Annotated in this window: 18 protein-coding genes and 3 pseudogenes; 8 read left to right on the top strand and 13 right to left on the bottom strand. The window is 70.8% G+C overall.

Translation table 11 applies throughout. The features are described from left to right. The first annotated feature begins 11 nt into the window (after positions 1-11). Positions 12-290, top strand: a complete 279-nt coding sequence (locus BLA60_RS15060) for a PLD nuclease N-terminal domain-containing protein (RefSeq protein ID WP_075133495.1) — start codon at positions 12-14, stop codon at positions 288-290. 175 nt (positions 291-465) lie between these two features. Here BLA60_RS15060 and BLA60_RS15055 read toward each other — a convergent pair whose 3' ends face one another. From BLA60_RS15055 to BLA60_RS15045, 5 genes are all read right to left on the bottom strand, one after another. Further along, positions 466-4,446 carry a S8 family serine peptidase gene (locus BLA60_RS15055; protein WP_162292964.1) on the bottom strand — a complete coding sequence of 1,327 codons (3,981 nt, stop codon included), beginning with the start codon at positions 4,444-4,446 and terminating at the stop codon, positions 466-468. 65 nt (positions 4,447-4,511) lie between these two features. Next, the gene (locus BLA60_RS43230; RefSeq protein ID WP_154814360.1) at positions 4,512-4,667 is read right to left on the bottom strand and encodes a hypothetical protein; all 156 of its coding nucleotides are present in this window, start codon (positions 4,665-4,667) and stop codon (positions 4,512-4,514) included. Positions 4,668-4,699: 32 nt separating this feature from the next. Beyond that, positions 4,700-7,570: a helix-turn-helix transcriptional regulator gene (locus BLA60_RS15050; RefSeq protein ID WP_075133494.1), complete on the bottom strand. Its 2,871-nt coding sequence runs from the start codon at positions 7,568-7,570 to the stop codon at positions 4,700-4,702. A 202-nt stretch (positions 7,571-7,772) separates the two neighbouring features. Continuing rightward, positions 7,773-8,081, bottom strand: a complete 309-nt coding sequence (locus BLA60_RS46625) for a DUF7927 domain-containing protein (RefSeq protein WP_483860503.1) — start codon at positions 8,079-8,081, stop codon at positions 7,773-7,775. Then, the gene (locus BLA60_RS15045; protein ID WP_075133493.1) at positions 8,054-8,503 is read right to left on the bottom strand and encodes a GEVED domain-containing protein; all 450 of its coding nucleotides are present in this window, start codon (positions 8,501-8,503) and stop codon (positions 8,054-8,056) included. Before BLA60_RS15045 ends, BLA60_RS46625 begins: the two co-directional genes overlap by 28 nt. Before the next feature lie 118 nt (positions 8,504-8,621). Between BLA60_RS15045 and BLA60_RS15040 the strand changes: the two are divergent. The 4 genes and pseudogenes from BLA60_RS15040 to BLA60_RS15020 form a co-directional block, all read left to right on the top strand. Beyond that, positions 8,622-8,741, top strand: a pseudogene (locus tag BLA60_RS15040) (universal stress protein); the annotation flags it as partial. Between the two features lie 132 nt (positions 8,742-8,873). Then, positions 8,874-9,845 carry a zinc-binding alcohol dehydrogenase family protein gene (locus BLA60_RS15035; protein ID WP_075133492.1) on the top strand — a complete coding sequence of 324 codons (972 nt, stop codon included), beginning with the start codon at positions 8,874-8,876 and terminating at the stop codon, positions 9,843-9,845. Continuing rightward, positions 9,842-10,033 (top strand): hypothetical protein, encoded by a 192-nt coding sequence (locus tag BLA60_RS15030; protein WP_075133491.1) that lies wholly within the window; start codon positions 9,842-9,844, stop codon positions 10,031-10,033. The genes BLA60_RS15035 and BLA60_RS15030 overlap by 4 nt, the downstream gene beginning before the upstream one ends. A gap of 274 nt (positions 10,034-10,307) precedes the next feature. Then, the gene (locus BLA60_RS15020; protein ID WP_075133489.1) at positions 10,308-10,562 is read left to right on the top strand and encodes a lysylphosphatidylglycerol synthase transmembrane domain-containing protein; all 255 of its coding nucleotides are present in this window, start codon (positions 10,308-10,310) and stop codon (positions 10,560-10,562) included. A 47-nt stretch (positions 10,563-10,609) separates the two neighbouring features. Here BLA60_RS15020 and BLA60_RS15015 read toward each other — a convergent pair whose 3' ends face one another. Both BLA60_RS15015 and BLA60_RS15010 read right to left on the bottom strand, forming a co-directional pair. Beyond that, on the bottom strand, positions 10,610-11,074 hold the full coding sequence (locus tag BLA60_RS15015; protein ID WP_075133706.1) for a universal stress protein: 465 nt from the start codon (positions 11,072-11,074) through the stop codon (positions 10,610-10,612). A 152-nt stretch (positions 11,075-11,226) separates the two neighbouring features. Beyond that, a pseudogene (locus BLA60_RS15010) lies at positions 11,227-11,834 on the bottom strand (response regulator). Here BLA60_RS15010 and BLA60_RS46540 point away from each other — a divergent pair. Continuing rightward, positions 11,741-12,370, top strand: a pseudogene (locus BLA60_RS46540) (recombinase family protein); the annotation flags it as partial. The pseudogenes BLA60_RS15010 and BLA60_RS46540 overlap by 94 nt on opposite strands. A gap of 308 nt (positions 12,371-12,678) precedes the next feature. Here BLA60_RS46540 and BLA60_RS15000 read toward each other — a convergent pair. From BLA60_RS15000 to BLA60_RS14975, 6 genes are read right to left on the bottom strand one after another with little or no spacing between them, the layout of a single operon-like run. Continuing rightward, on the bottom strand, positions 12,679-13,476 hold the full coding sequence (locus BLA60_RS15000; RefSeq protein WP_075133487.1) for an HAD-IIB family hydrolase: 798 nt from the start codon (positions 13,474-13,476) through the stop codon (positions 12,679-12,681). Continuing rightward, positions 13,473-14,285, bottom strand: coding sequence for an inositol monophosphatase family protein (locus BLA60_RS14995; RefSeq protein WP_075133486.1), 813 nt, complete (start codon positions 14,283-14,285; stop codon positions 13,473-13,475). Before BLA60_RS14995 ends, BLA60_RS15000 begins: the two co-directional genes overlap by 4 nt. Next, positions 14,282-15,064 (bottom strand): HAD family hydrolase, encoded by a 783-nt coding sequence (locus BLA60_RS14990; RefSeq protein ID WP_075133485.1) that lies wholly within the window; start codon positions 15,062-15,064, stop codon positions 14,282-14,284. The genes BLA60_RS14995 and BLA60_RS14990 overlap by 4 nt, the downstream gene beginning before the upstream one ends. Continuing rightward, positions 15,052-16,161, bottom strand: a complete 1,110-nt coding sequence (locus BLA60_RS14985; RefSeq protein ID WP_075133484.1) for an ABC transporter ATP-binding protein — start codon at positions 16,159-16,161, stop codon at positions 15,052-15,054. Before BLA60_RS14985 ends, BLA60_RS14990 begins: the two co-directional genes overlap by 13 nt. Positions 16,162-16,168: 7 nt before the next feature. Then, complete coding sequence (locus BLA60_RS14980) at positions 16,169-18,025, bottom strand: ABC transporter permease (protein ID WP_075133483.1); 1,857 nt, start codon at positions 18,023-18,025, stop codon at positions 16,169-16,171. 30 nt (positions 18,026-18,055) lie between these two features. After that, positions 18,056-19,240, bottom strand: a complete 1,185-nt coding sequence (locus tag BLA60_RS14975) for an ABC transporter substrate-binding protein (RefSeq protein WP_075133482.1) — start codon at positions 19,238-19,240, stop codon at positions 18,056-18,058. 208 nt (positions 19,241-19,448) lie between these two features. On the opposite strand from BLA60_RS14975, the gene BLA60_RS14970 reads away from it, so the two are divergent. Beyond that, positions 19,449-20,471 carry an inorganic phosphate transporter gene (locus BLA60_RS14970; RefSeq protein WP_084734947.1) on the top strand — a complete coding sequence of 341 codons (1,023 nt, stop codon included), beginning with the start codon at positions 19,449-19,451 and terminating at the stop codon, positions 20,469-20,471. Beyond that, the gene (locus BLA60_RS14965) at positions 20,468-21,106 is read left to right on the top strand and encodes a DUF47 domain-containing protein (protein ID WP_211288735.1); all 639 of its coding nucleotides are present in this window, start codon (positions 20,468-20,470) and stop codon (positions 21,104-21,106) included. The genes BLA60_RS14970 and BLA60_RS14965 overlap by 4 nt, the downstream gene beginning before the upstream one ends. The last annotated feature ends 52 nt before the right edge of the window (positions 21,107-21,158 follow it).

The following is a 21,158-nucleotide window of genomic DNA, read 5'->3' as shown; positions in this document are numbered from 1 at the left end:
AAGGAACGGAGATGACCAAGCACGAACGGTGGCGGGACCTGACACCGGCCCAGCAACGGGGTTTCCTGGCGGCGGGCGGGGTGCAGCTCGCTCTCGCTGCCATCGCCTGGATCGATTTGGCCCGCCGTCCACAAGAGATGGTGCACGGCCGCAAACCCTTGTGGGCTGCAGCGATCACGGTGAACTTCGTCGGACCGATCGCCTATCTGTGGTTCGGCCGTGAACGCGACGAGCGCCGGGCGCGCCGGGCCACCCGGTCGTCCTGGCCGGTCGAGCGTCGTGCTGGTTGACCGCGCCCGACACTTCCTCGGCAGCGGATCTTACCGTTGACGTATCTGTGCCGCCGACGTGGTCTCTCGCCCGAATCGTCCATGACACCCTCGCACGGACGTGCTGGCGCGGCGCATGCCGAGGCAGTGAGGGCCGGTGACATCTGTGATGGTGCCACCGGCCCCCACCGGTCGACTACCTCGCCGCCAGGACGAACGCTCGGTCGAGAACCTGTTCGACGCGGTTGCCGGCGCTGTCCCAGGCCTCGACCTTGAGGCTCACCCCGCCGGTGGCCGACGCCCCGCGTGGGTAGCTCGTCCGCACGGTGAACTCACCGTCCCGGCCACGGTCGACATCGGCGCCTTGCCAGGTCGCGCCGTCGTCGGTGCTGGTCCACACACGCATGCCGGCGATCCTCGGCAGGGGGCTGGGAGTCGTGCCGTGCTTGGCGGACACGGTGAACTCGTGTCGCCCGCCAGCGCTGACCGTGTTGTCCAGTCGCAGTGACCGGCCGAGGTCGTAGCTGAGGAAGATCACCGGCTCCTGGACGCAGGTGCTGTCCTGTCCCCGGTAGTCCTGCACGCATGGGGCGCCCGGCATCCAGTTGTCCTCCGTTGGCGTGGCCGAGTGGAACCGCCAGGTCGTCCGCTTGCCGGGCGCCTCGTGGGTGAGCCGGTACCAGCCGCTCTGCTCGGGCAGCCGGTAGCCGGGGACGTTGGCGCCCTCCGGGATCGGGGTGAGCGCGATCTCCTCGCCACCCTCCCGGTACAGCCGGGTGCCGCCGTTGCGTGGCGGACCCACGTAGCTGGATCCCACGCTCTCGAACCACAGCGGCCACAGCACGTCGCCCTCGCGGCACATCGTGCACAGATACCACGGCCGGGGTGCGCGTGGGTCGTGCGCGGCCCAGGCGTCGCCGAGGTCGTTGGTGCCGACGGTGGTCACCGGCGTGAACCAGCGCTCCTGGGTGCGTTCGACCCTCGGGTAGGCGGTGTACGCGTTCCACCCGAGCGCGCCCTCGGGCTCCCGGCTGCGACCGAGCACGACCCGGCCGTCGACCGGACCGTAGTAGTCCGTGCGGGTGACCGGTCCGACGCTGTGCAGCGTGCTGGCGCCGCTGACCATCTGGCCGGGCGTGAACGCGCCGAGCAGCGAACGGAACACGAACCGCTCGGCGCCGTGGTAGCTGGCGTCGACCTGGGCGAGGTCGCGTTGCCCGACGGTGAGGGCCATCGACCTCGGCACCTGTTGGCTGTGGTTCATGTACAGCTGGTAGGTGTAGTTGACGTTCGGGTCGACGGTCAGCCGAACCGACACGGGTCCACGCGCGAGCATGTCCAGCAGTTTCCCGCCCTGGTCACGGTCCAGCTGCGCCTCGGGCAGGGTGATCGTGTCCGGGCTGTTCGGGGCGATACCGACGGTGTTGACCGGAGTGCCGGACGCGAGGTCGTCCTCCCAGCCCGCCGGCGGGCTGGACACCGCGAGGTAGCCGATCGCGCCCGCGTCCCGCAGCGCCTGCACCCGGTCGGTCCAGATCGCGTTGTTGGGCCGGCCGTTCGGTCCCCCGGCGTCGAGTTCGGGGCGGTCGTCGCCCCACCGCAGCACGGCGAGCTTGCCACGCAGATCCTTGCCGGAGAGGTCGTCCGGGGTGCCGAAGCCGGCGTCGACCAACTCGACCTTCCTGTTGGTCGCCGCCCAGGGCAGCCAGTGGTCGCCGTACACCCGGTCACCCCGGTCGGCATAACCGCGGTGCAGCAGATCGAGGCTGAACCCGTCACGGCCGTCGACCGTCATGGTGATCTGGGGATTGGCCAGCATCCGGGAGACGGTGAGGTCGAACAACCCGCTACGCACCCGCTCGGTCGGCGTGGCCAACACCCGGTACTGACCGAAGTCGTAGCCGCCCAGCTGGGTCATCGTGCCGATCAGGCCGTTCCAGACGCTGCGGGTGGTGGTGAGGGTCTGGCCGTAGGGCACGCTGGGTCGTGGCGTGCGCATCGTGACCTCCCGCGCGTCCCGCACGTCGAGTTCGACCGTGGTCGGCCCGCTGACCTCGAACTCCGGTCTGACCAGCAACGCCACGGTGCGTCGGCCGTCGACGGGGTCGGTGAAGTGGAGGTAGCTGGTCACGCTGTAGGTGCCGGCCAGCACCGAGGCCCGGTACGTCCCCTGGCCGGTCGGCTGGGGGAGGATGGTGGTGACATTCGGAACGTCGACCGCCATCATGCTCGGGGTGGCGCAGCACACCGGCTCGCCGTCGGAGCCGATCACAGTGATGGTCACCTCGTACCTCGGCGGCTGGCGGTCCATCCCGACCGGGACGGTCAGCGTCTCGCCGCTGGCCTCGTCGGTGGCGGTCACCGCGCCGGAGTAGTGGCCGTCGGCAAGGCCCGCGGGGTCGAGGGCGACGGTCGCGGTCGCGGACCCGCCCGGAGGCACGGTCACCGTGTCCTCGCCGGTGAAGCGGTCGGCGGCGACGGGCTCGCCGCCCACCCGGCCCAGTTCCCTGGTCAACCGCAGGGTGACCGGGGCGTCGCCGAGGTTGGCGAAGCCAACCTCGCGGCTGACCGCTCCCGTGTCCTGACCGGAGGTCGTCTGCCCCAAGTCCACCGACGGCGTCGTGGTCGTCACCTGCTGGAGGACGGCCTTCGCCACGTCCAGCCGGCCCGCCCCGACCTCGTAGACCGAACCGTCGACCTTCGCGCTGGCGCTCATCAGCCCGGCCTTGAGCCGCTCCGCCGGCCAGTCGGGGTGCCGCTGGGCGAGGATCGCGGCGGCACCGGACACGTGCGGCGTCGCCATCGAGGTCCCGTCCGCGGCGGTGTAGTGCTCGTCGACCGGCGCGCCCATGGACGTACCGGCGGCACGCCCGGCGACGATGCCCACGCCCGGTGCGGCCAGGTCGGGCTTGAGCCCACCGCCCAGCCTCGGGCCCCGGCTGGAGAACTCGGCGACCGCGTCGTCCTTGGTGGTCGCGGCGACGGCCAGCGCCGAGGTCGCGGTCGCGGGGCTGGCGACGGTGGACGCCCCGGGACCGGTGTTGCCGGCGGCGACGACGAACAGTGCGCCGCTGGACGCGGTGAGCCGGTCGACCGCGAGGCTGAGCGGGTCGAGGCCGTCGGACGGGTCACCGCCCAGGCTCAGCGACACCACGTCGGCGCCGCTGGACGCGGCCCACTCCATTCCTTCGAGGATCGCCGAGTTCGGGCAGCTCGTGAGTTCGCAGACCCGCCCGACCATCAGCTTGGCCCCCGGTGCCACACCCCGGTACTTGCCGCCGGACGCCGCCCCGGTGCCGGCGATGGTGGTGGCCACGTGCGTGCCGTGCCCGTGTTCGTCGGTCACGGTCCTGCCGGGGATGAACGACTTGCTCTCGGCGATCTGCCCGGCGAGGTCGGGGTGGTCGAGGTCGGCGCCGGAGTCCAGCACGGCGACCGTCACCCCCGTGCCGTCGAACCCGGACTTCCAGGCCCGCGGCGCGCCGACCAGCGGCACACTCACGTCCAGGGACAGTTCGGCGTCCGCGTCCAGCCACACGTTCTCGAGGCCGGCCGCCAGGGTGGTCGGCGTGCCGCCGCGCACGGCGGCCCAGAACCTGTCGGCACCGGTGCGGGGCACGCTGAGCGCCGCGCCGTCGATGCTCTCCAGCGAGAGCGTCGCGTCGCTGGCGGGCAGTGCCCGCGCGGTCGAGAACGCACGCTTCCGGTCGTAGCGCACGATCAGTGGCCAGGTCGCGGCGTCGGCGTCGGTCAGGTCGTGCTCGGCGAGGTAGCCGAGGTCGAACAGGCGCCTGTCCACCCGCCCGGCGGCCACCGCGTCGGCGACGTCTCCGGGGATGGCGTGGACGGTGTCGCCGACGCTGGTCACCGTGACCGTGGTGGCCTGCTGCCCGGCCGGACGCGGCGCCAGGTGTTCGAACGAGACGGTGAACCGGCCGCCCGCGCCGTCGAGCCGCAACCGGTCTCCGGTGACGAGGGTGACCGTGTGCGAACCGGGCGCCAGTCCGTCGATCGCCACGGGTGCAGGCGGGTCGCCGGCCGGGGTGTCCGGCGCGGCCGTCGCCTGTGGTGGCTGGCCGATCGCGGGCACCGCCAGCGCCACCGAGGCCGCCGCTGCCAGCAGCGCCGAGCCCACCAGGGTGCGGTGGCGCCGGCCCGCTCTCCGTAAGGGTGGCACCCATTGTCGAGGTCTGTGTACGCGCACGGATTCGCCTTTCGAGTCGGTTGTTCTCACGGTGCGCGTCACACCTGGACCCAACCGTCCTCGAGGTCGTTACCGACGTCGTTACCGTCGTCGTCCGACTGCCCGTCCGCCGGTGCGGCGGGCTGGCCGCTGGTGTCCTGGGGCTCGGTGTCCCCGGGCTCGGTGTCCTGATCGTCCACATCGGATCCGCGCACGGGGTGAGTGTTCGGGAACCGGCGGCCAACCGCTATGGGTAAGATTCCCCATTCCGGCGGGCCAGTTCGACCCGGGAACGCAGGCCGAGCTTGCGCAGGGTGGCGCTCAGATGCTTGTCGACGGTCTTGGTGGACACGTGCAGCGTCGCCGCGATCTCCTTGTTGGTCCGCCCGCCGGCCGCGAGTGCGGCGACCTCCCGTTCGCGGGGCGAGAGCGCGCCACCGTAGCCGCCTTGGCCGCCGCGGTGGCGGGCCGGCACGGAGATCCCGTTCCGCCGCGCGAGGCCGCTCGCCCGGTTCTCGTCGGCGCGGGCGCCCAACCGCTGGTAGGTCGAGATCGCCGCGGCCAGGTGCGGGCCGGCGGTGGTAGGACCGCCAGTGGTGAGCAACACCTCGGCCGCCGACTCACGCGCCTGCGCGGCCAGATACGGGTGGGCGAGCGCCCCGTAGGACTCCGCAGCGGCCAGCAGGTCAGCCGACGACCCGGTGAGCAGGCCACGTGCGTGTCCCACGGCGGCGGGTGCCAACGGGACGTCCATGCCCCGTACCTTGTCAGCGAACGTGTCGACCAGTTCGTCGGCTTCGGCGGCGCGGCCGGCGTGGATCAGCGCGGCGGCCAACGCCGGCAGCGCCTGCCCCACCGGGGCCCACAGGTCCCTGGCGCGTGCCTCAGCCAGCAGGTGATCGACGCAGGCCAGCGCACCCTCGGTGTCGTCGCGGGCGACCGCCGCGCGCGCGAGCGCCCCGAACACGATCGCGCTCTGGTCGACGCCGATGCCCGCCCAGCGCCGAGCGGCCGCGCCGAGCCCACCGCGCCCCGGTTTCAGCCCGCCCTGGGCGACGTCCAGGCAGATGACCACCGCTTCGACGTCATGGCGGGTGCAGACGTCCAGGTCCAGCCCGTCGTAGGCTGTCCGCGCCCGGGCCCGTAGATCCGTCCACGCACCGGTGCAGTAGTCGTGCAGCACCCTGGCCGCCTCGTAGCGCAACTCCATCCGCGGGCTCTCGCTGCGGGCCACCGCCGGTCCTGCCTGATCGAGTAAAAGGCGGGCCGTCGCGTGGTCGCCGAGAACGCAGCACGCGACGGTGGCGGAGTTGTAGGCGCCGAGTTCACGGCGGCTGGCCGGGGCGCTCCTGGCGCGGGCCACCATCCGCTCCGTCACGTCCCGCCAGCTGGGATGCCCGGTCGGCGCGAGGAACGAGCCGATCTTGCCCAGGAGGAAGACCTCGAACACCCGGTCGTCGACCTCGTCGAGCAGGGCACGGGCCTGGCTGAGGTGACCGACGCGCTCGGCGAGCGGCAGCCCGGGTGCGAGCGGGGCGCCGAGGCAGGCCAGGGCCCAGGCCTTGAGGTCGGGGCGGTGGTCAAGGTCCTCGGACGCACTGATCAACAGGTCGAAGACCCGGATGCTGTCCTGGCTCAACTGGTTGAGCAGCAGGGCACCACGGAAGCGCAGCTCACCGCGGACCGGTACCGGAATGTCCTGCTCGAGCACTGGCGCGACCAGGTCGAACGCTTCGGGGCCGACGTAGGCCTCCGAGGCGACCTGCGCGAACAGAGCCGCGACCCGACCCCTGGGCTCCGACGCCAGCAGCGCGGTGGTCAGCACCTCACGCAGAAGCCGGGCCGCCTCAGCGTCATCGCCGAGCTCGATCGCCTGGACCGCCGCCCGTTCGGCGACCGTGGCCCATTCCCCGGTCCGCCCGGCGAGGCGCAGGTGGTGGGCGAGCTGACCGAGCGGGACCGGCCGTAGCGTGTCCAGCGCGGCGGCAGCATGGCTGTGTAATTCCCGGCGGGTCTCACCAGACAAGTCCTCATAGATCGCCTGGGCGGCGAGTGGATGACGGAAGGCGACCGTTTCCGGCAGGGTTGCCGGCGCCGCGTCCGTTGTCTCGGTAAGCAGCCCGCATGCCAGGGCCGGGCCGAGCGCGGTGGGCGCGACCCCGGCGGTGGCGACCAGCACCGAGGCCGGCACCGGTCCCTGTAGGACAGCGGCCGCCTGAATCACGGTGCGGGTGTCCCGCGCCAGCCCGGCCAGCCGGTCGAGCACCGAGTCACGGACCCGCAACGGCACGTTCAGTTCCTCGATCTCCCGTCTTGCCCAGCCGCTGGGCGAGCGCACCAGCAGGTTCTTGGTGCGCAGCAGGGCGAGCAATTCCTCGATGGCGAAGGGCAGGCCGGCGGCCCGCGCGCAGAGGTAGTCGGCGAACTCGGCGGAGACGGCGTCGGTGCCCAGCACGGCGGCCGCCAGTTCACCGGTCTGGTCCGCGTCGAGCGGGGCAAGGTCGATCGCGATCCGGCCGCCGCTGTGGGGCGCGACGGCGGTGAGCGCACGCACCTGCGGGTCGATCTCCTCGGCGCGGTAGGTGAGTACCACCGACAGGCCGGGTGGCGGGTCGGTGATCAGGTAGCTGAGGAAGTCGACGGTCAGCTCGTCGACCCAGTGCAGGTCCTCGATGACGAGCACGGTCGGGCCGGGCGCCGCCAGCAGCTCGACCAGGCCACGGAAGAGGCGGTGCCGGTCGGCCGCCCGGTCGTCGAGCGGATCGGGCCGGGGCGGCAGCAGGTGCTCGAGTTCGGGCAGCAGCGGTCGCAGCGTGCCGACCACCGGGGACAGTCGGGCGCCGGAGAGGTCCTCGCCGAGCGAGCGGACCGCGTCGATAACCGGGCCGAGGGGGAACGGTTCGCGGATCCGGCGACACCAGCCGCGGATCACCTGCCGGCCGGTGAGGTGACGGGAGAGTTCGGCGACCAGACGACTCTTGCCGATGCCGGCCTCACCCACCACCACGGCCACGGCCGGGGGCGCGGCGAGCACGTCCACCAGCGCACGCAGTTCGGCGGCGCGCCCGACGAGACTGGGCGAGACGATCGTTGAGCCCGCGCGGTAGGAGGTCATCATGCTGTCACCTTCCTCCGTGCGGCGAACCGTGGCGACGAGGCTAACAAGCCGTTGAACAGGCACGACGCACCCCGGCCATCGCCAGCGTCCGACCGGGCGCGCGTGCCAGGAGAACAGCGGAGCAGGTGGGTGAACCGCATCGCCCGGGACGAACCAAGCCCAGGGCCGGCCGGCCCCTCGCGCCACCAGTCAGATTCTGCGATCACGCCGCGCGGCGATCACCGCCGTCGAGCCGGCGAGGAGGAGCAGCAGGGCGATGCCGAGCGGAACGAGAGGTGTGCTGCCGGTGGTCGCCAGTCCCCCCGGGAGAGGGCTGGGCTGCGGGCGTGGGTGGCGGAGGTGGGGTGTGGCGGACGCGGGTGGTGGTACGGCAGTCCCGCGGCGGCTCGTCGGTGGGGGCGCAGTTGGATTCGGGTGGCCCCAGCACCGTGTTGTGCAGGACGTGGTCGCCCTGGTCGGGGTCGTTGACGGTCATGGTGTAGGTCACCGTGACGGTCTCGCCGGGCGCCAGGGGGCCGGACCACGACAGGATCGGTTCGATGTAGGAGGTGGTTCCGTTGTCGTGCGGCCGACCGGGGAGGGCGACTCGTCGACGGTGGGCATGATGCGCAGGCGCGCGTACGTTTCGCCTGTCCGCTGCGCTTCGGGAAAGGAGAGCGTGACGGTGCTCGTGCCCGAACTCGCCGGGACGACCGCGGTCCGGCGCTCGTCGTCGGTGAGCTCCCCGTCGTGGTCCAGGCCGATCCATCCGGCGAGCGTCGCGTCGGAGTCGCTGGTGTTGGTCACGGTCACCGGCAGGTGCGCCTGGCGACCGAGGGCGATGACCACGGGGCTGTCCACGGCGTCCTCGTCATCGCGGTCGGTGACGTCGTCACGGTCGGCGCCGGGTGTCGGAAGGCCGTCGGGCTCGTGGTTGACGGTGGCCCCGAGCATCCACGGTGGCGTGCCGGTGTCGGGGTCGTAGTCGGGCGGGTCCGGTCGACTGGCACGGGGCTCAGACCGGGTGAACCTGCCCGCGATCCGCGCATGAACCCGGTTCTCGCGCGGTGCGCAACTGGTCGTCGTCACCCGGCGGCGACACGACGCGTTCCGCGGCTTGCTGCTCGGGTCGACCAGTCAGTACCTGCTGGACCACGCGTTGTGCCCGATGGCGGTGATCCGGGACGACTGAGGTTTCAGCGGCGTGACCATGGGGTGGATCGTCGTGTGGCGGGCGCCGCTCCCGTGGGAGAGGGTGGCCGTGGTAGGGCGCGGGCATCGGCCCGCCGGAGGATCGAGGTGAAGGTCGACGAGTGACGCCGCGATGACGACCCGGGTCTGGCGTACGGCCGGGCCGGGACGGATGACCTTGCTGGACGAGCCGCTGGCCGGCCCGGAGCCGGGTGAACTGCTCGTCCGGGTGCTGGCGTGCGGCGTGTGCCGGACCGACCTGCACGTCGTCGACGAGGACCTGCCGGCGCACCGGGCCGGGGTCGTTCCGGGGCATGAGGTGGTCGGTGAGGTCGTCGCGGGTGGTGCGCTCGGTCAGCGGGTGGGTATCGCGTGGTTGCGGGGTACGTGTGGCGAGTGCCGGTACTGCCGCCGGGGTGCGGAGAACCTGTGCCCTCGGTCGATCTACACCGGGTGGGACGCCGACGGAGGCTACGCCGAGTACACGACGGTGCCCGCCGCCTACGCCTACCAGCTACCGTCCGGCTACACCGACGTTGAGCTGGCGCCGTTGCTGTGCGCGGGCATCATCGGGTACCGGGCGCTGGCGCGGGCGGACCTGCCCGCCGGGGGGCGTCTGGGCATCTACGGTTTCGGGGCGAGCGCGCACCTGGCCATGCAGGTCGCGTTGGCGCGCGGCGCCGTCGTGCACGTCCTGACGCGCGACGAACGCGCCCGCACGCTGGCCATCGACCTGGGAGCCGCCTCCGCCGGGGGTGCGGCCGACGAACCGCCGGAGTCCCTGGACTCGGCGATCCTGTTCGCACCGGTCGGTGACCTGGTGCCGCCGGCCCTCGCCGCACTCGACCGGGGCGGCACGCTCGCCGTCGCGGGCATCCACCTGACCGACGTCCCGCCGCTGAACTACGAACGGGAGCTGTTCTACGAACGTCAGCTACGTAGCGTCACTGCGAACACGAGGGTGGACGGTCGGGAGTTCCTCGCTTTCGCCCAGAGACATCGGCTGACGGTCGCGACCACGCCGTATCCGCTCGCCGAAGCCGACCGTGCGCTGGCCGACCTGGCGGCCGACAGGGTCCACGGCGCGGCTGTCCTGGTTCCGTGACAACCGCCGGCCGACGTCCGCGCGGGCTGACCCGTGGGGCGAACGTCGTCGTTCTGGCGCCCGCCATCGAGTACGTGATCGTGCAACAACTGAGCGGGATCAGGCGCTCGGTGGGTCTGGTGGGCCAGGTGTGGCTGCCGGTGTTCCTGTTGGTGGTGGTCCCGGAGGCGGCGGCGCTGGTCTCCTAAGGTGGCGTGGGCCCGGGTTCACCGTCGCCGCAACCGCCGGGCTGGTCATGCTCTTGGTGGCGGGGGCGGTGGTGTTCGCATTGCATCGAGAGCAGCGGTGGACCGCGTCGCGGGTGCGGGCGCTGGCAGTCAGGGTCTCTCGGCTCGACGCGGAACGGGCGGTGGCCCAGGTCCGTCGGTTCGCCGAGCAGTTGCGGAGGCTGAGCGAGAACCGGCGGACTCTCGCCGGGGCGATGACCTGGGCGGCGCTCAACTGGCTGTTCGATGCCGCCGCGTGTGGGTGTTGGTCGCCGCGTTCGACCATCTGATCGCCCCCGACCGGGTGTTCGCCGCCTACGGTCTGGCCAACATCGCCGGTGCGATTCCGTTGACACCAGGCGCGGGAACACCCCACGGCGAGGCGATCCTCACCGTACTCACGTGGCGCCTGGTGAACTTCTGGTTGCCCACCCCGGTGGGCGGCCTGGCGTTCCTGTCACTGCGTGCGGGCCCGCTGCGCGGTCGGGCCAGGCCGCATGCCCCCGGATGACCGCGTGGCGTCGCACCACGGCAGCCGGAGCAACGTCGATGAGACGGTCAACAGGACTCGTGAACGGACTGGTCGACCGGCACCAGGACGACGGGCCGGGTGGCCCGGCGCAGACATCCGCTGGCGACCCGTCCGAGCAAGGCCTCGACGAGGCGGCCGTGCGGGTTGTGGCCCAGAACGAGCATGGTTCCGTTGCTGGCGATCCGGACCAGCTCGATCTCCGGCGCACCCTCGACGTCGATCTGGGTGACTGCTGGACTCCCGGGCTCGGTCGCGGTCACCGCGGCGACGGTCGCGTCGAGTCGACGCGTACGCCGCTGAGCCGGGGGAGCGGTGCCATAGGGCGCCAGCATGTAGGAGGTGCCCGGCAGGTAGTGCTCCGGGGAACGTACTTCGACGGCCGTGACCGGACACCGCTCAACCCTCGCGCGGGCGATCGCCCATCGCAGGGCGGCGATGCTGGCCGAGGAACCGTCCACGCCGACCACGATTCCGTTCTCCTGACAGGCCATCTCGCTCACTCCGTGGTCGTTGTTCGTCCGCTGCCTGCACGGGTGCGACGCTCGCCGCCGTGTCCCATCCTTCTCGTCCGTGACCGCGCCGGACACGGTCGTTGGGCCCGGTGAGGCCGGGACCTTGTCCCATCACAGATGCCTGGGCGGGTTCAACCGTCACCTTTCTTGGCGCGGAGTTCGGCGGCGAGCACGGCGGCCTGGGTGCGGCGTTGCATACCCAGCTTGTTGAGCAGGCGGGAGACGTAGTTCTTCACGGTCTTCTCGGCCAGGAAGAGTTGCTCACCGATCTTGCGGTTGGTCATTCCCTGTCCGATGAGGTCGAACACTGCCCGTTCCTGCTCGGTGAGTACCGCCAGTGGGTCGCGCGTCTCGCGTTCACGTCGGATGCGGTTCATCAGCGAGGCGGTGGTTTCGGGTCGAGCAGCGAGCCGCCGGAGCCGACCACTCGGACGGCGTTGACCAGGTCCATCCCGAGTATCTGTTTGAGCACGAAGCCGGACGCGCCGGCCAGGATCGCCCCGAAGAGGGCGTCGTCGTCGGCGTAGGAGGTGAGCATCAGGCAGTTCAGGTGGGGCATGCGGGAGCGCAGCTCCCGGCACAGCTCGATGCCCGAGCCGTCGGGCATCCGTACGTCCAGGACCGCCACGTCGGGCTCCACCTGCGGTGCGCGGACCAACGCCTCGGCCACCGAGGCGGCCTCGCCGACGACCTCGAGGTCTGTCTCGTGCCCCAGCAGGTCGGAGATGCCCCGGCGCACGACCTAGTGGTCATCGACCAGCAGAACCCGAATGGTCACCACGGCCTCCCCGTCCGGCACCGCTCCCGGATTACCACGGTCCGGCGGCCGGCAACCGTCCGGTGGTGCCGTGGATCCCGAGTCCGAGGCGCACGATCTGGTCATGTCGGTCTTTGGTGGCATGTGCAAGGGGGAGAGGAACAGGATCAAGATCCGGGTTCGCTCGGCGATGGCCGCGCAGACCAGCGTGGAGGGAGTACGTGTCCGGGCGGGGCATTTTCGCGATCGCTGAGGCGCTTACCCGTGACGATGTTCCTTCGCCGTTGGCTCATGATCGGCGACGGAACCCGCATCGGAGGGGTGTTGCGTGGTCCAAGGGCGCGGTTCGCACCATGCTGGTCAATCCCCGCTGTACCGGTCGGCAGGTGTGGAACAAGCAACGTAAGGATGAGGTCCTCATCGATGTCGATGTCGATGTCGATGTCGATGATGTGGCGCTGGGCCATGTGAGCAGGATGCGTCACAACGACGCTGCGGTGTGGGTCTGGTCTGGTGACGTGGTGCACGAGCCGTTGATCGACACTGACATGTTCGAACGGGTTCAGCAGGTCATGGCCGCGAAAGGGCGCGGGCCGGAACACTCGCGAGCGGCGTCGCACCCGGCACCGGTATGTGCTGCGGGGTTTGCTGCACTGCGGGTTGTGTGGTCGGCGGATGCCCGGCCAGCAGAGCAGGGGAGCGCGTTACTGCCGCTGTGGCGGCATCGAGTTCAGCGGCAGGACCGAGAAGGCCGGGTTCGTAGACGCGTCTCGCCCCGTACCGACTGGCGCGCACCGCATACCCGGCCTCGACAGGCGTACCGAGTTCACGTGCCGGCGAGCATGTGGTCGACCAGGTCCGCGACCGCGCCGTCCGCGCAGGGGGACATGACCATGTCCGCACTGTCGCGGACCGACGGGTGGCCGTCGCCGACGGCGGCGCCGAGGCCCGCGGCCAGGAGCATGTCGAGGTCGTTCGGGTTGTCACCGATGGCGGCCACGCGGTGCAGGGGAATCCCGTTGCGTGCGGCCAGAAAGCGCAGCGCGGCGCCCTTGCCAGCGTGCCGTGGCAGCACCTCGAGGTAGGTGCTCTCCGACTGCAGTAGCCGAACGTCCGGGGCCTGGACCCGGACCAGGTCGGTCAGGCTGTCCATCCCCGGGGTCGGTGTGATCAACATGATCTTGGTGACCGGGCCCGACACGGGTGCGTCGGACAGTGCGATGCCGTCGCGGCGTGCGTAGTCCACCAGTGCTGGGGCGTCGCGCAGCACGTAGGCCGCGTGGCCGCTGAACCCGACGGCACCGACGCCGGCGGGCAGCGCCGGGATCACCGACCCGGCGAGCAACGGCCACGTGTCGCCCAGGTCCAGGTCGAGCAGGCGTTCGCCGGTGGCCGGGGCGACGACGCGGGCGCCGTTGTAGAGGATCATCGGCGTGTCAAGGCCGAGTTCGGCGTGGTAACGGCCCGCGGACTCCTCGTTGCGGCCGGTCGCGATCACCACCGTGCCTCCCGCCTCGCGGAACCTGGCCAGCGCCCTGGCGTTGCGCGGCACGATGCGCATCTGCCGGTCGACCAGCGTCCCGTCGAGATCGGTGACCAGCCAGTCGAACGCCGAGCCGGTCACGCGGTACCGCCCTGGTGCCGCTCGACGAAACGGCTTAGCGCCATCGGCTTCAGGTCTCGGCTGTGCGCGAGGTAGGCCGGCTGGTCCCAGCCGCCGTCCCCGCCGAACGGGACGTACACGCCACCGGCCCCGGTGAGGATGAGCTGTGCGGCGCAGATGTCCCATGCGCTTACGGAAGTGCCGAGCGCGGCGTCGGCCCAGCCCGCGGCCACGTGCGCGATCGAAAGGGCCGAACTGCCGGGTCTGCGCACCGTGGCGAAGCTCGTCACCAGCTCGGCATAGCGCGCGAGTCCCTGCTCGCCGTCGCGGGCGATGTCGCGGGCGTTCGGGTAGCCGGTGATCAGCAACGCGCGTTCCTCGTCGGTGACCCCGGCCGCGCGCAACGGTTGGCCGTTACACGTCGACGAGGTGGTGTCGGCGCGGAACACGGTGCCGCCGACGGGGTCGACGATCGCGCCCGCGACGATCACGTCGTCGACGACCGCGCCGATCGACGTGCAGAAGAACGCGAGTCCGGCGGCGAAGTTCGCGGTGCCGTCGATCGGGTCGACATACCAGCGGACCCGCCCCGCGCCCGACGCGCCGGTCTCCTCACCGACGACGACGCTGTCCGGCACCGCGGTGGTCAGGTGTTCGCGGATCTGTTCCTCGGCCCGTCTGTCGTGGACGGTCACCGGGTCGTGGTGGTCGCGCTTGTAGTCCACGGTGACGCCCGTGCGGAACGCTTCGCGCAACGGTTCCGCCACCGCGGTGGCGGCCGCGACCCCGACGTCGGCCAGGCGGCGTGCGAGATCGTCGAGTTCGGTCACGGTCGTCCTCCGCAGGCGTCGGCGAGCAGGCGGCACAGCTCGGTCAGGTTTGGCAGTTGTGCGTCGGGTGCCACTTGCGGCGGGTACGGCGGACAGAACGTGCTCTTGTCCTCGATCAGGATCGCCGCGCCCGCACCCGCGCGCCGTGCGCACAACACGTCGCGGTCGTAGTTGTCGCCGACGTACCAGACGGCGCTCGTCGGCACGCCGAGCGCCGTCGCGGCCAGGTCGATGATGCGCGGGTTGGGTTTGCGGATGCCGACTTCGTCGCTGTAGACCTGCACGGCGAAGCGGTCGCCGAGCCCACCCCGGTCGATGTGGTCGCGGTGCACCGTGCCGCTGAGCGCGTTGCTGACCACGCCGACGGGCACGTCGCGCTGGTGGGCGGCGTCGAGCAGCGACACGAGGCCGGGGCGGAACTCCCGGTGCTGGCGCAGTTCGCCCATCCGCCGGCACAGCGCCGTGGCCTCCGCGGTGACCCATGCACGCGCCGAGGCAGGCCAGTCCGCGGCCACGAAGTCGGCCCAGAACTCGCGGTGTGTCAGCTCCCTCGGCTCGGCGGGCCGGGACATCGCGTCCTTCCAGCGTGCGTCGGCCTCGGCGCCGTTGCGGATGTCGGTCGCGACCTGGGTGGTCGACAGTTCGTTGCCGGGGACCAGGTTCAGGCGCGCGGTGATCTCGAGCGCGAGCCGGTCCGGCCAGTCGGGCTTCCCGGTCGTGGTCACGACGACGCCGCCGAAGTCGAGCAGCAGCGCGCGCGGCGGGGTCAGCGCGCCCATTCGGTCTCCATGGCGTTGTCCCCGGCGAGCCGCGCGCCGTCCTTGCCGAAGGTGTGCAGGCTGCCCGCCGCGACGGCACAGCGCAGTGTCTCCCCGCCGCGTGCCGCGACTGGTTCGGTCGACACCAGGTAGATCTCGGTGTCACCGGTGAGCACCGACACCGTCCAGGACGAGCCGGTCGGCAGTACCGCCTTTACGGTCGCGTCGAACGTGAACGCGTCGTCCGGCGCCGGTCCGGTGACAACGCGGACGTGTTCCGGCCGGACGCCGACGGTCGCGACATCACCGGCCGGCCGCAGGTATGCGCACGCCTGTGCACCGATCGCGGTCGTCGTGTCGATCAGGTTCATGGGCGGACTGCCGACGAATTCCGCGACGAACGTGTTGGCGGGTCGGTGGTACACCTCCAGTGGCGCCGCGAGTTGTTGCAGCACACCGTCTTTCATGACCGCCACGTGCGTGGCCATGGTCATCGCCTCCAGTTGGTCGTGCGTCACGAAGACGACGGTGTGGCCGGTCTCCTCGTGCAGCCGTTTGAGCTCCGCCCGCATCTCCAGCCGCAGCCGTGCGTCCAGATTGGACAGTGGTTCGTCGAGGAGCAGCACCTCGGGTTTGACGGCGAGCATCCTGGCCAGCGAAACGCGTTGCTGCTGCCCGCCGGACAACTGCGACGGGTACCGGTCGGCGGCCCAGCCGATCTGCATCGTCGCGAGCGCGTCGTCGACCACCTTCCTGCGTTCCGCCGCGGCCACCTTGCGGATCCGGAGTCCGAACTCGACGTTGGCGCGGACCGTGAGGTGCGGCCACAGCGCGTAGTTCTGGAACACCAGGCCCATGCCGCGTTTCTCGGGCGGCACGAACACCCCGTCCGGCACCGAGTCCACGATCCGGTCGCCGATGGTGATGGTGCCGTCAGTGAGGTTCTCCAGCCCGGCGATCATCCGCAGCGTCGTCGTCTTGCCGCAGCCGGACGGGCCGAGCAGGCACGTGAACGACCGGGCGGGCATGACGAGGTCGAGGTTGTCCACGGCGAGTGGTCCGGTGCCGTAGCTCTTGGTGACGCCCTTGAGCGAGATGGTGGGTGCCGTGGATGCCATCGTGTCGTCAACCTCCGAGGCCGGACGCGAGGCTGGTCCGGGTGAGCCGCTGGGTCAGGTAGGTGATGGTGAAGCTGAGCACCGCGATGATGAGGATCACGGCGTTGGCCATCTGCGCGTAGGCGTAGTCGACCAGGTTGATCGACAACGTGGTGAGCAGCTGGGTGCCGCCGGTGGTGAGCATGATGACGATGCTCAGTTCCTTGATGCCCGACACGAAGGGCAGGACGATCCCGGTGATCAGCGGCCCGCGCTGGATCGGCACGACGACACGCCGGATGCGGGTCAGCCACCGCGCGCCCGCCATCTGCGCGGCCTCTTCCGGTTCCCGGCCGAGCTGGGTCATGGCACTGATCCCGGACCGGGACGAGTACGGCAGGTGCGTCACCGCCAGTGTCACCACGAGCAGGGCGATCGATCCGTACAGGGCGGGGATCGGCCCGCGCTGCACGGCGAACAGCGACAGGAACGCCGCCGCGAACGCGATGCCCGGCACCAGGTACGGCAGGAAGCTGACCTGCCGCAGCACTTTCGCGATCGGGGACCGGTCGGCCCGCACCACGACGTAGCCGATCAACAACCCCGCGAGGCCGCAGATCAGCGCGGCCATGCCGACGATACGCACGCTGTTCCACGCCGCCGACCACAGTTCGGTGCCGCGCAGGACCCCGTGCGGGAAGCCGGGTGCGCCGGGGAGGTGTTCGGCGGTCCAGAACGCGAGGGTGAAGTTGTCCGCGCTGAACACCCCGGGTGTGATGGTGACCGTCGTCAGGGCGAGCGTCGCCACCGGCACCACGACCGAGAGCGCGAACAGCGTCCACGCGCCGGTGGCGGCGAGCCCGGCCCAGCGGCCGAGCGCGATGGTGCGTTCCATCGCGCCCTTCGCGCCGACGGTGACGAACCTGCGGGTCTGGCGCACCAACCGGGCGTCGAACAGGACCATCGCGACGCCGATCATCACGATCACGGTGGCGAGGACCGCCGTGACGCCCTGCTGCCCGCTGCGCACGGCGGAGAACAGGGAGGTGGACAGCAGGTTGAAGTCGACCGGCAGGCCGAGGATGTAGGGCGTGCCGAACGTGCCGAGGATGCGCCCGAACACGAGCAGCGTCGACGACGACAGCGACGGCAACATCAGCGGCAGTGTGATCCTGCGCAGCACGGTTCCCCGGGACGCGCCGAGGATGCGCGCCGAGTCCTCCAGTTGCGCGTCCAGTCTGCGCAGTGCGTTGCCGAACAACAACAGGACGAACGGGAAGTAGTGCAACCCCAGGCAGATGACGATCGGTACCGCGCCGTAGGCCAGCCAGTCCGGGGTGTTGACACCCCACGCCTGCAGCAGCCCGACCTGGCCGCCGGATCGCCCGTTCTTGAACAACGCGAGCCAGGCCAGCGCGAACGTCCACGACGGCAGCATGTACGGCACGACCAACGCGTTCGCGAGTGCCTTGCGCCCCTTGACGTCCGTTCGGGTCAGCAGGAACGCCGCGAAGCCACCGAGCACGAGCGCCACGGCCGTCACGCCGACCGCGACGATGAGTGTGTTGACCAGTGGCTGCCAGAACAACTCGGTGCTCACCGGCGAGCGGAAGACCCGCCACAGGTAGTAGCCGGTGAGCGCGCCCACCGGTTGCCCTGCCTTGAAGTCGTCGCCGAAGTGGACGGCGAAACCGTCCGAGATGATCGACACCAGTGGGGCGATCACCAGGTACAGCAACACGAGCACGAGTCCGATGCCGAGGAACAGCGTCGGTTCGCGCCGGGCGACACCGAGCCGGTAGCGCAGTCGCGCCCCGCGCCCGGTGCGTGCGGGTGGTTTCTCAGGAGGCGGATCCACCTCGGTGCCGCGGAGTGTCCGGGTCATGGCCGGCCTTTCTCGCCGTGCTGAGGGCCGTCAGCCCTTGCTCAGCCGCCAGTGGTCCTGCATCGGCTCGATGTTGCGGAAGTCGCTCAGCAACTCGGTGCGGTCGAACGACACGAGCTGCGCGTCCCAGTCGTCGAGCCCCGGGGGGTTGTTCTTCGACACGGGCACCGCCGAGTTGCCGGAGATGCCGCCCGCGTGCATCTCGGGGGAGATGCCTTCCTCGGTCAGCACGAAGTGCATGAAGAGCTTGGCGGCGTTGGGGTGTGCCGCGCGGGTCGCGATCGCCCCGAACTTGGGGTACTGGAAGCCGACGAACGGCGCCATGTCGTCGCAGACCGCCATCTTGTAGCCCTTGTTCTTCACGTCGCGGAACTTCGCGATGGACAGGAAGCCCAGCCGTGGCTCGGTCTGGTTGGGTGCGGCGACCGCGGCGGAGACGTCGTCGTCGGCGCTGGTGAGCACGGGGCTGTTCCCGGCGAACCCGGCCACCCACTCGTGGGCGGCGGACTCGGCGGAGGTGTCCAGCGGCTTGCCGAAGTTCTCCTCGTACTCCGCACGCAACTGCTTGTCGTAGCCGCTCGCCATCTGGTTGAACCACTCGATGAGGTACGGCTTGCCCAGCGGGTCCTGCATGAGCGTCTTGCCGCTCCACTCCGGCGTGGTGACGTCCCAGATGTTGTCGACCGGGCAGCCTTCCGGGAAGACCGAGGGGTTGTAGACCCACACCATCGCCTTCGACAACACGGTCAGCGGATTGCGGTTCGCGTCGGGGACGTCATCGATCAGGTCGCCGGGGAGGTAGGTGTAGACGACCTTCTGCGGGAGCAGTTCGCCGACCAGGGACGGACCACTCTCGTAGAGCGCCATGTCGATGGTGGTGTTGCCGGACTGGTATTCGCGGGTCAGCTTCTCCTGGGTCTCGCCGACGTCGGATTTCACGCCCGTCGCCGGGATCCCGTACTTGTCGGTGAACGCCTTGGCCACCTCCACGATGTCGCCGGAGGAGTCGTAGACGGTCACCGACCCTTCCTTCTTGGCCGCGGCGACCAACTTGTCGAGGTCGATGTCGCGGTCGATGACCGGTGCGGGCAGCGCGGCGCTCTCGGCTCCGGCGCCTGTCTCGGCGGGGCCCGGCGCGCACGCCGCGACCGCGAGCGCGAGCCCGGCGAACGCGGTCAACCACCTTCTGTGGACCGGGATGGACGACCTGGGCATGGGACCTCCTGCGCATGTCCGGCTGATCGCCGGGGGGCTGTGTGCCGTCATGACCTGTGGCCCGGCTCACCGGCGGGCCTCGGGGCTGAACGATTGCCCACCGGCGTCGCATATGTCAAGACATACTGTCGTGAAAGTGGAGATCGGGGGCTTCCTCTGGAGCGACTGTGCTGGTAGAACTTCCCTCTGACATACTTTGTCCTGACATATGCGACGGAAGGCGGGTGGTCTGGTGTTGCTGCCGGTGAGCCTGCTCTGCGTTGCCACCGCGTTCGTGTTCCTGTGCGGGGCCAACGACGGCGGCGCGCTGCTCGTCGTCGCCGTCGCGCACCGTGCCAGGGCGCGCGTCGCGGTGCTCCTGGTGCTCGGGGCCGCTGTGGCCGCCGCGCCGATGCTGTTCGGTCTCGCGGTCGCGAGGACGTTCACCGACCGGCTGTTCGCCGACCCGGAGGGACACGCTGACCTGGTGTTCCTGGCGGGAGTGGGCGCGGCGACCGGACTCGTGCTGCACCTGACCGCACGGGGCATCCCGACCAGCATCACCCTGGCGTTGCTCGGGGCGCTGTCCGGTGCGGCACTGGGACTCGGTGCGACACCCGCGTGGCGCCAGCTCGCGGTCGTGCTGGCCGTCGGGGTCGCCGCGCCGTTCTGCGGGGTGCTCGTCGGGTACCTGCTCGGCCTCGCCGCACGCCGGATACCCGGCACCGCGTCGATGCCCGCGCGGGTGCGGGTGGCGCAGGTGCTCGCGTTCACCGGACAGTGCCTGGCCTACGCGGCCAACGACGGTCAGAAGATGTTCGCGGTCGTGGCGGTCGCCATGACCGCGACGACCACCGCGCTCGGGTACGCGGCTGCGGTGCCGATCGGATGGATCTCGCTCGCGATCGGGGTCGTGTTCACCGTGGGTTCGGTCGTGAGCCTGCGCCGGATCGGCCGCGGCGCCACCACCGCGCTGGTGGCCGCCCGGCCGTGGCACGTGGTGTCCGCCGAGGTGGCCTCCTCGGTCGCCGTGCTGGGTTCGAGCATGTTCGGGATGCCAGTGAGCATGACGCAGTCCACCGCGGGCGGCCTGGTCGGTGCGGCGCTGACACAGGGCCGCACGCGCGTTCGCTGGCAGTTCAGCGTGCCGATGTTCGTCGCGTGGGTGGTCACGCTGCCCGCGGGTTTCGGCGCCGGGTTCCTCGTGGGGCTCGGTCTGGAAGGGGTGATGCTGTGGAACGGCGTGGCGTGACGGGAGTGCGGCGGATGTTCGCCGACCTGACCGGGCGGGCGCAGCGGCGTGCGGTCGAGGTGCTGGCCGAACAGCTGGACGCGACGGTGCACGGCGTCCGGCTCGCGGCGCGGATGACGGCGGGTGAGTTGGCGCCCGCACAGGCCCGCGCGGGCATGGTCGAGGCCGAGCACGCCGGTGACGCGCTGCGGGTGCGCCTGATCTCGGAGATCTCCTCGGCGCTGACCACGCCGATCGACCGCGAGGACCTCTACCGGCTGTCCCGGTCGGTCGACGACGTGCTCGACAACGTGCGCGACTTCGTGCGGGAGAACGACCTCTACCAGGCGACGCCCGACCCGGCCGACACCGAGGCCGTGCTCGCCGTCGCCGACGGGCTCACCCATCTGCGCCGGGGAATGGACCAGCTCATCCCCGCGCCCGGCGCGGTGATCGACAGTGTTCTGGCGGCACGCAAGTGCGCCGCCCGCGTACGACAGCACTATCAGAACTCGGTCGCCGCGTTGTTCGACGGGGAGCTGTCCAGCGAGATGCTCAAGCGTCGCGAACTGCTCAGACGCCTGGACATCGTCGGCCTGCGGCTCGCCGAAAGCGCGGCGACGTTGTCCGACGCGATGCAGAAACGGGGCCACTGAACCCGTGCTTGTCAGGACGTTCGCACAACTGCACTAGATTTCGGACAGCCGC

The sequence above is a fragment of the Actinophytocola xinjiangensis genome (genome assembly GCF_001921215.1).
Taxonomy (GTDB): Bacteria; Actinomycetota; Actinomycetes; order Mycobacteriales; family Pseudonocardiaceae; genus Actinophytocola; species Actinophytocola xinjiangensis.
The sequence above is the reverse complement of the archived record's forward strand: the minus strand, read 5'-3'. Positions and strand labels throughout refer to the sequence as shown.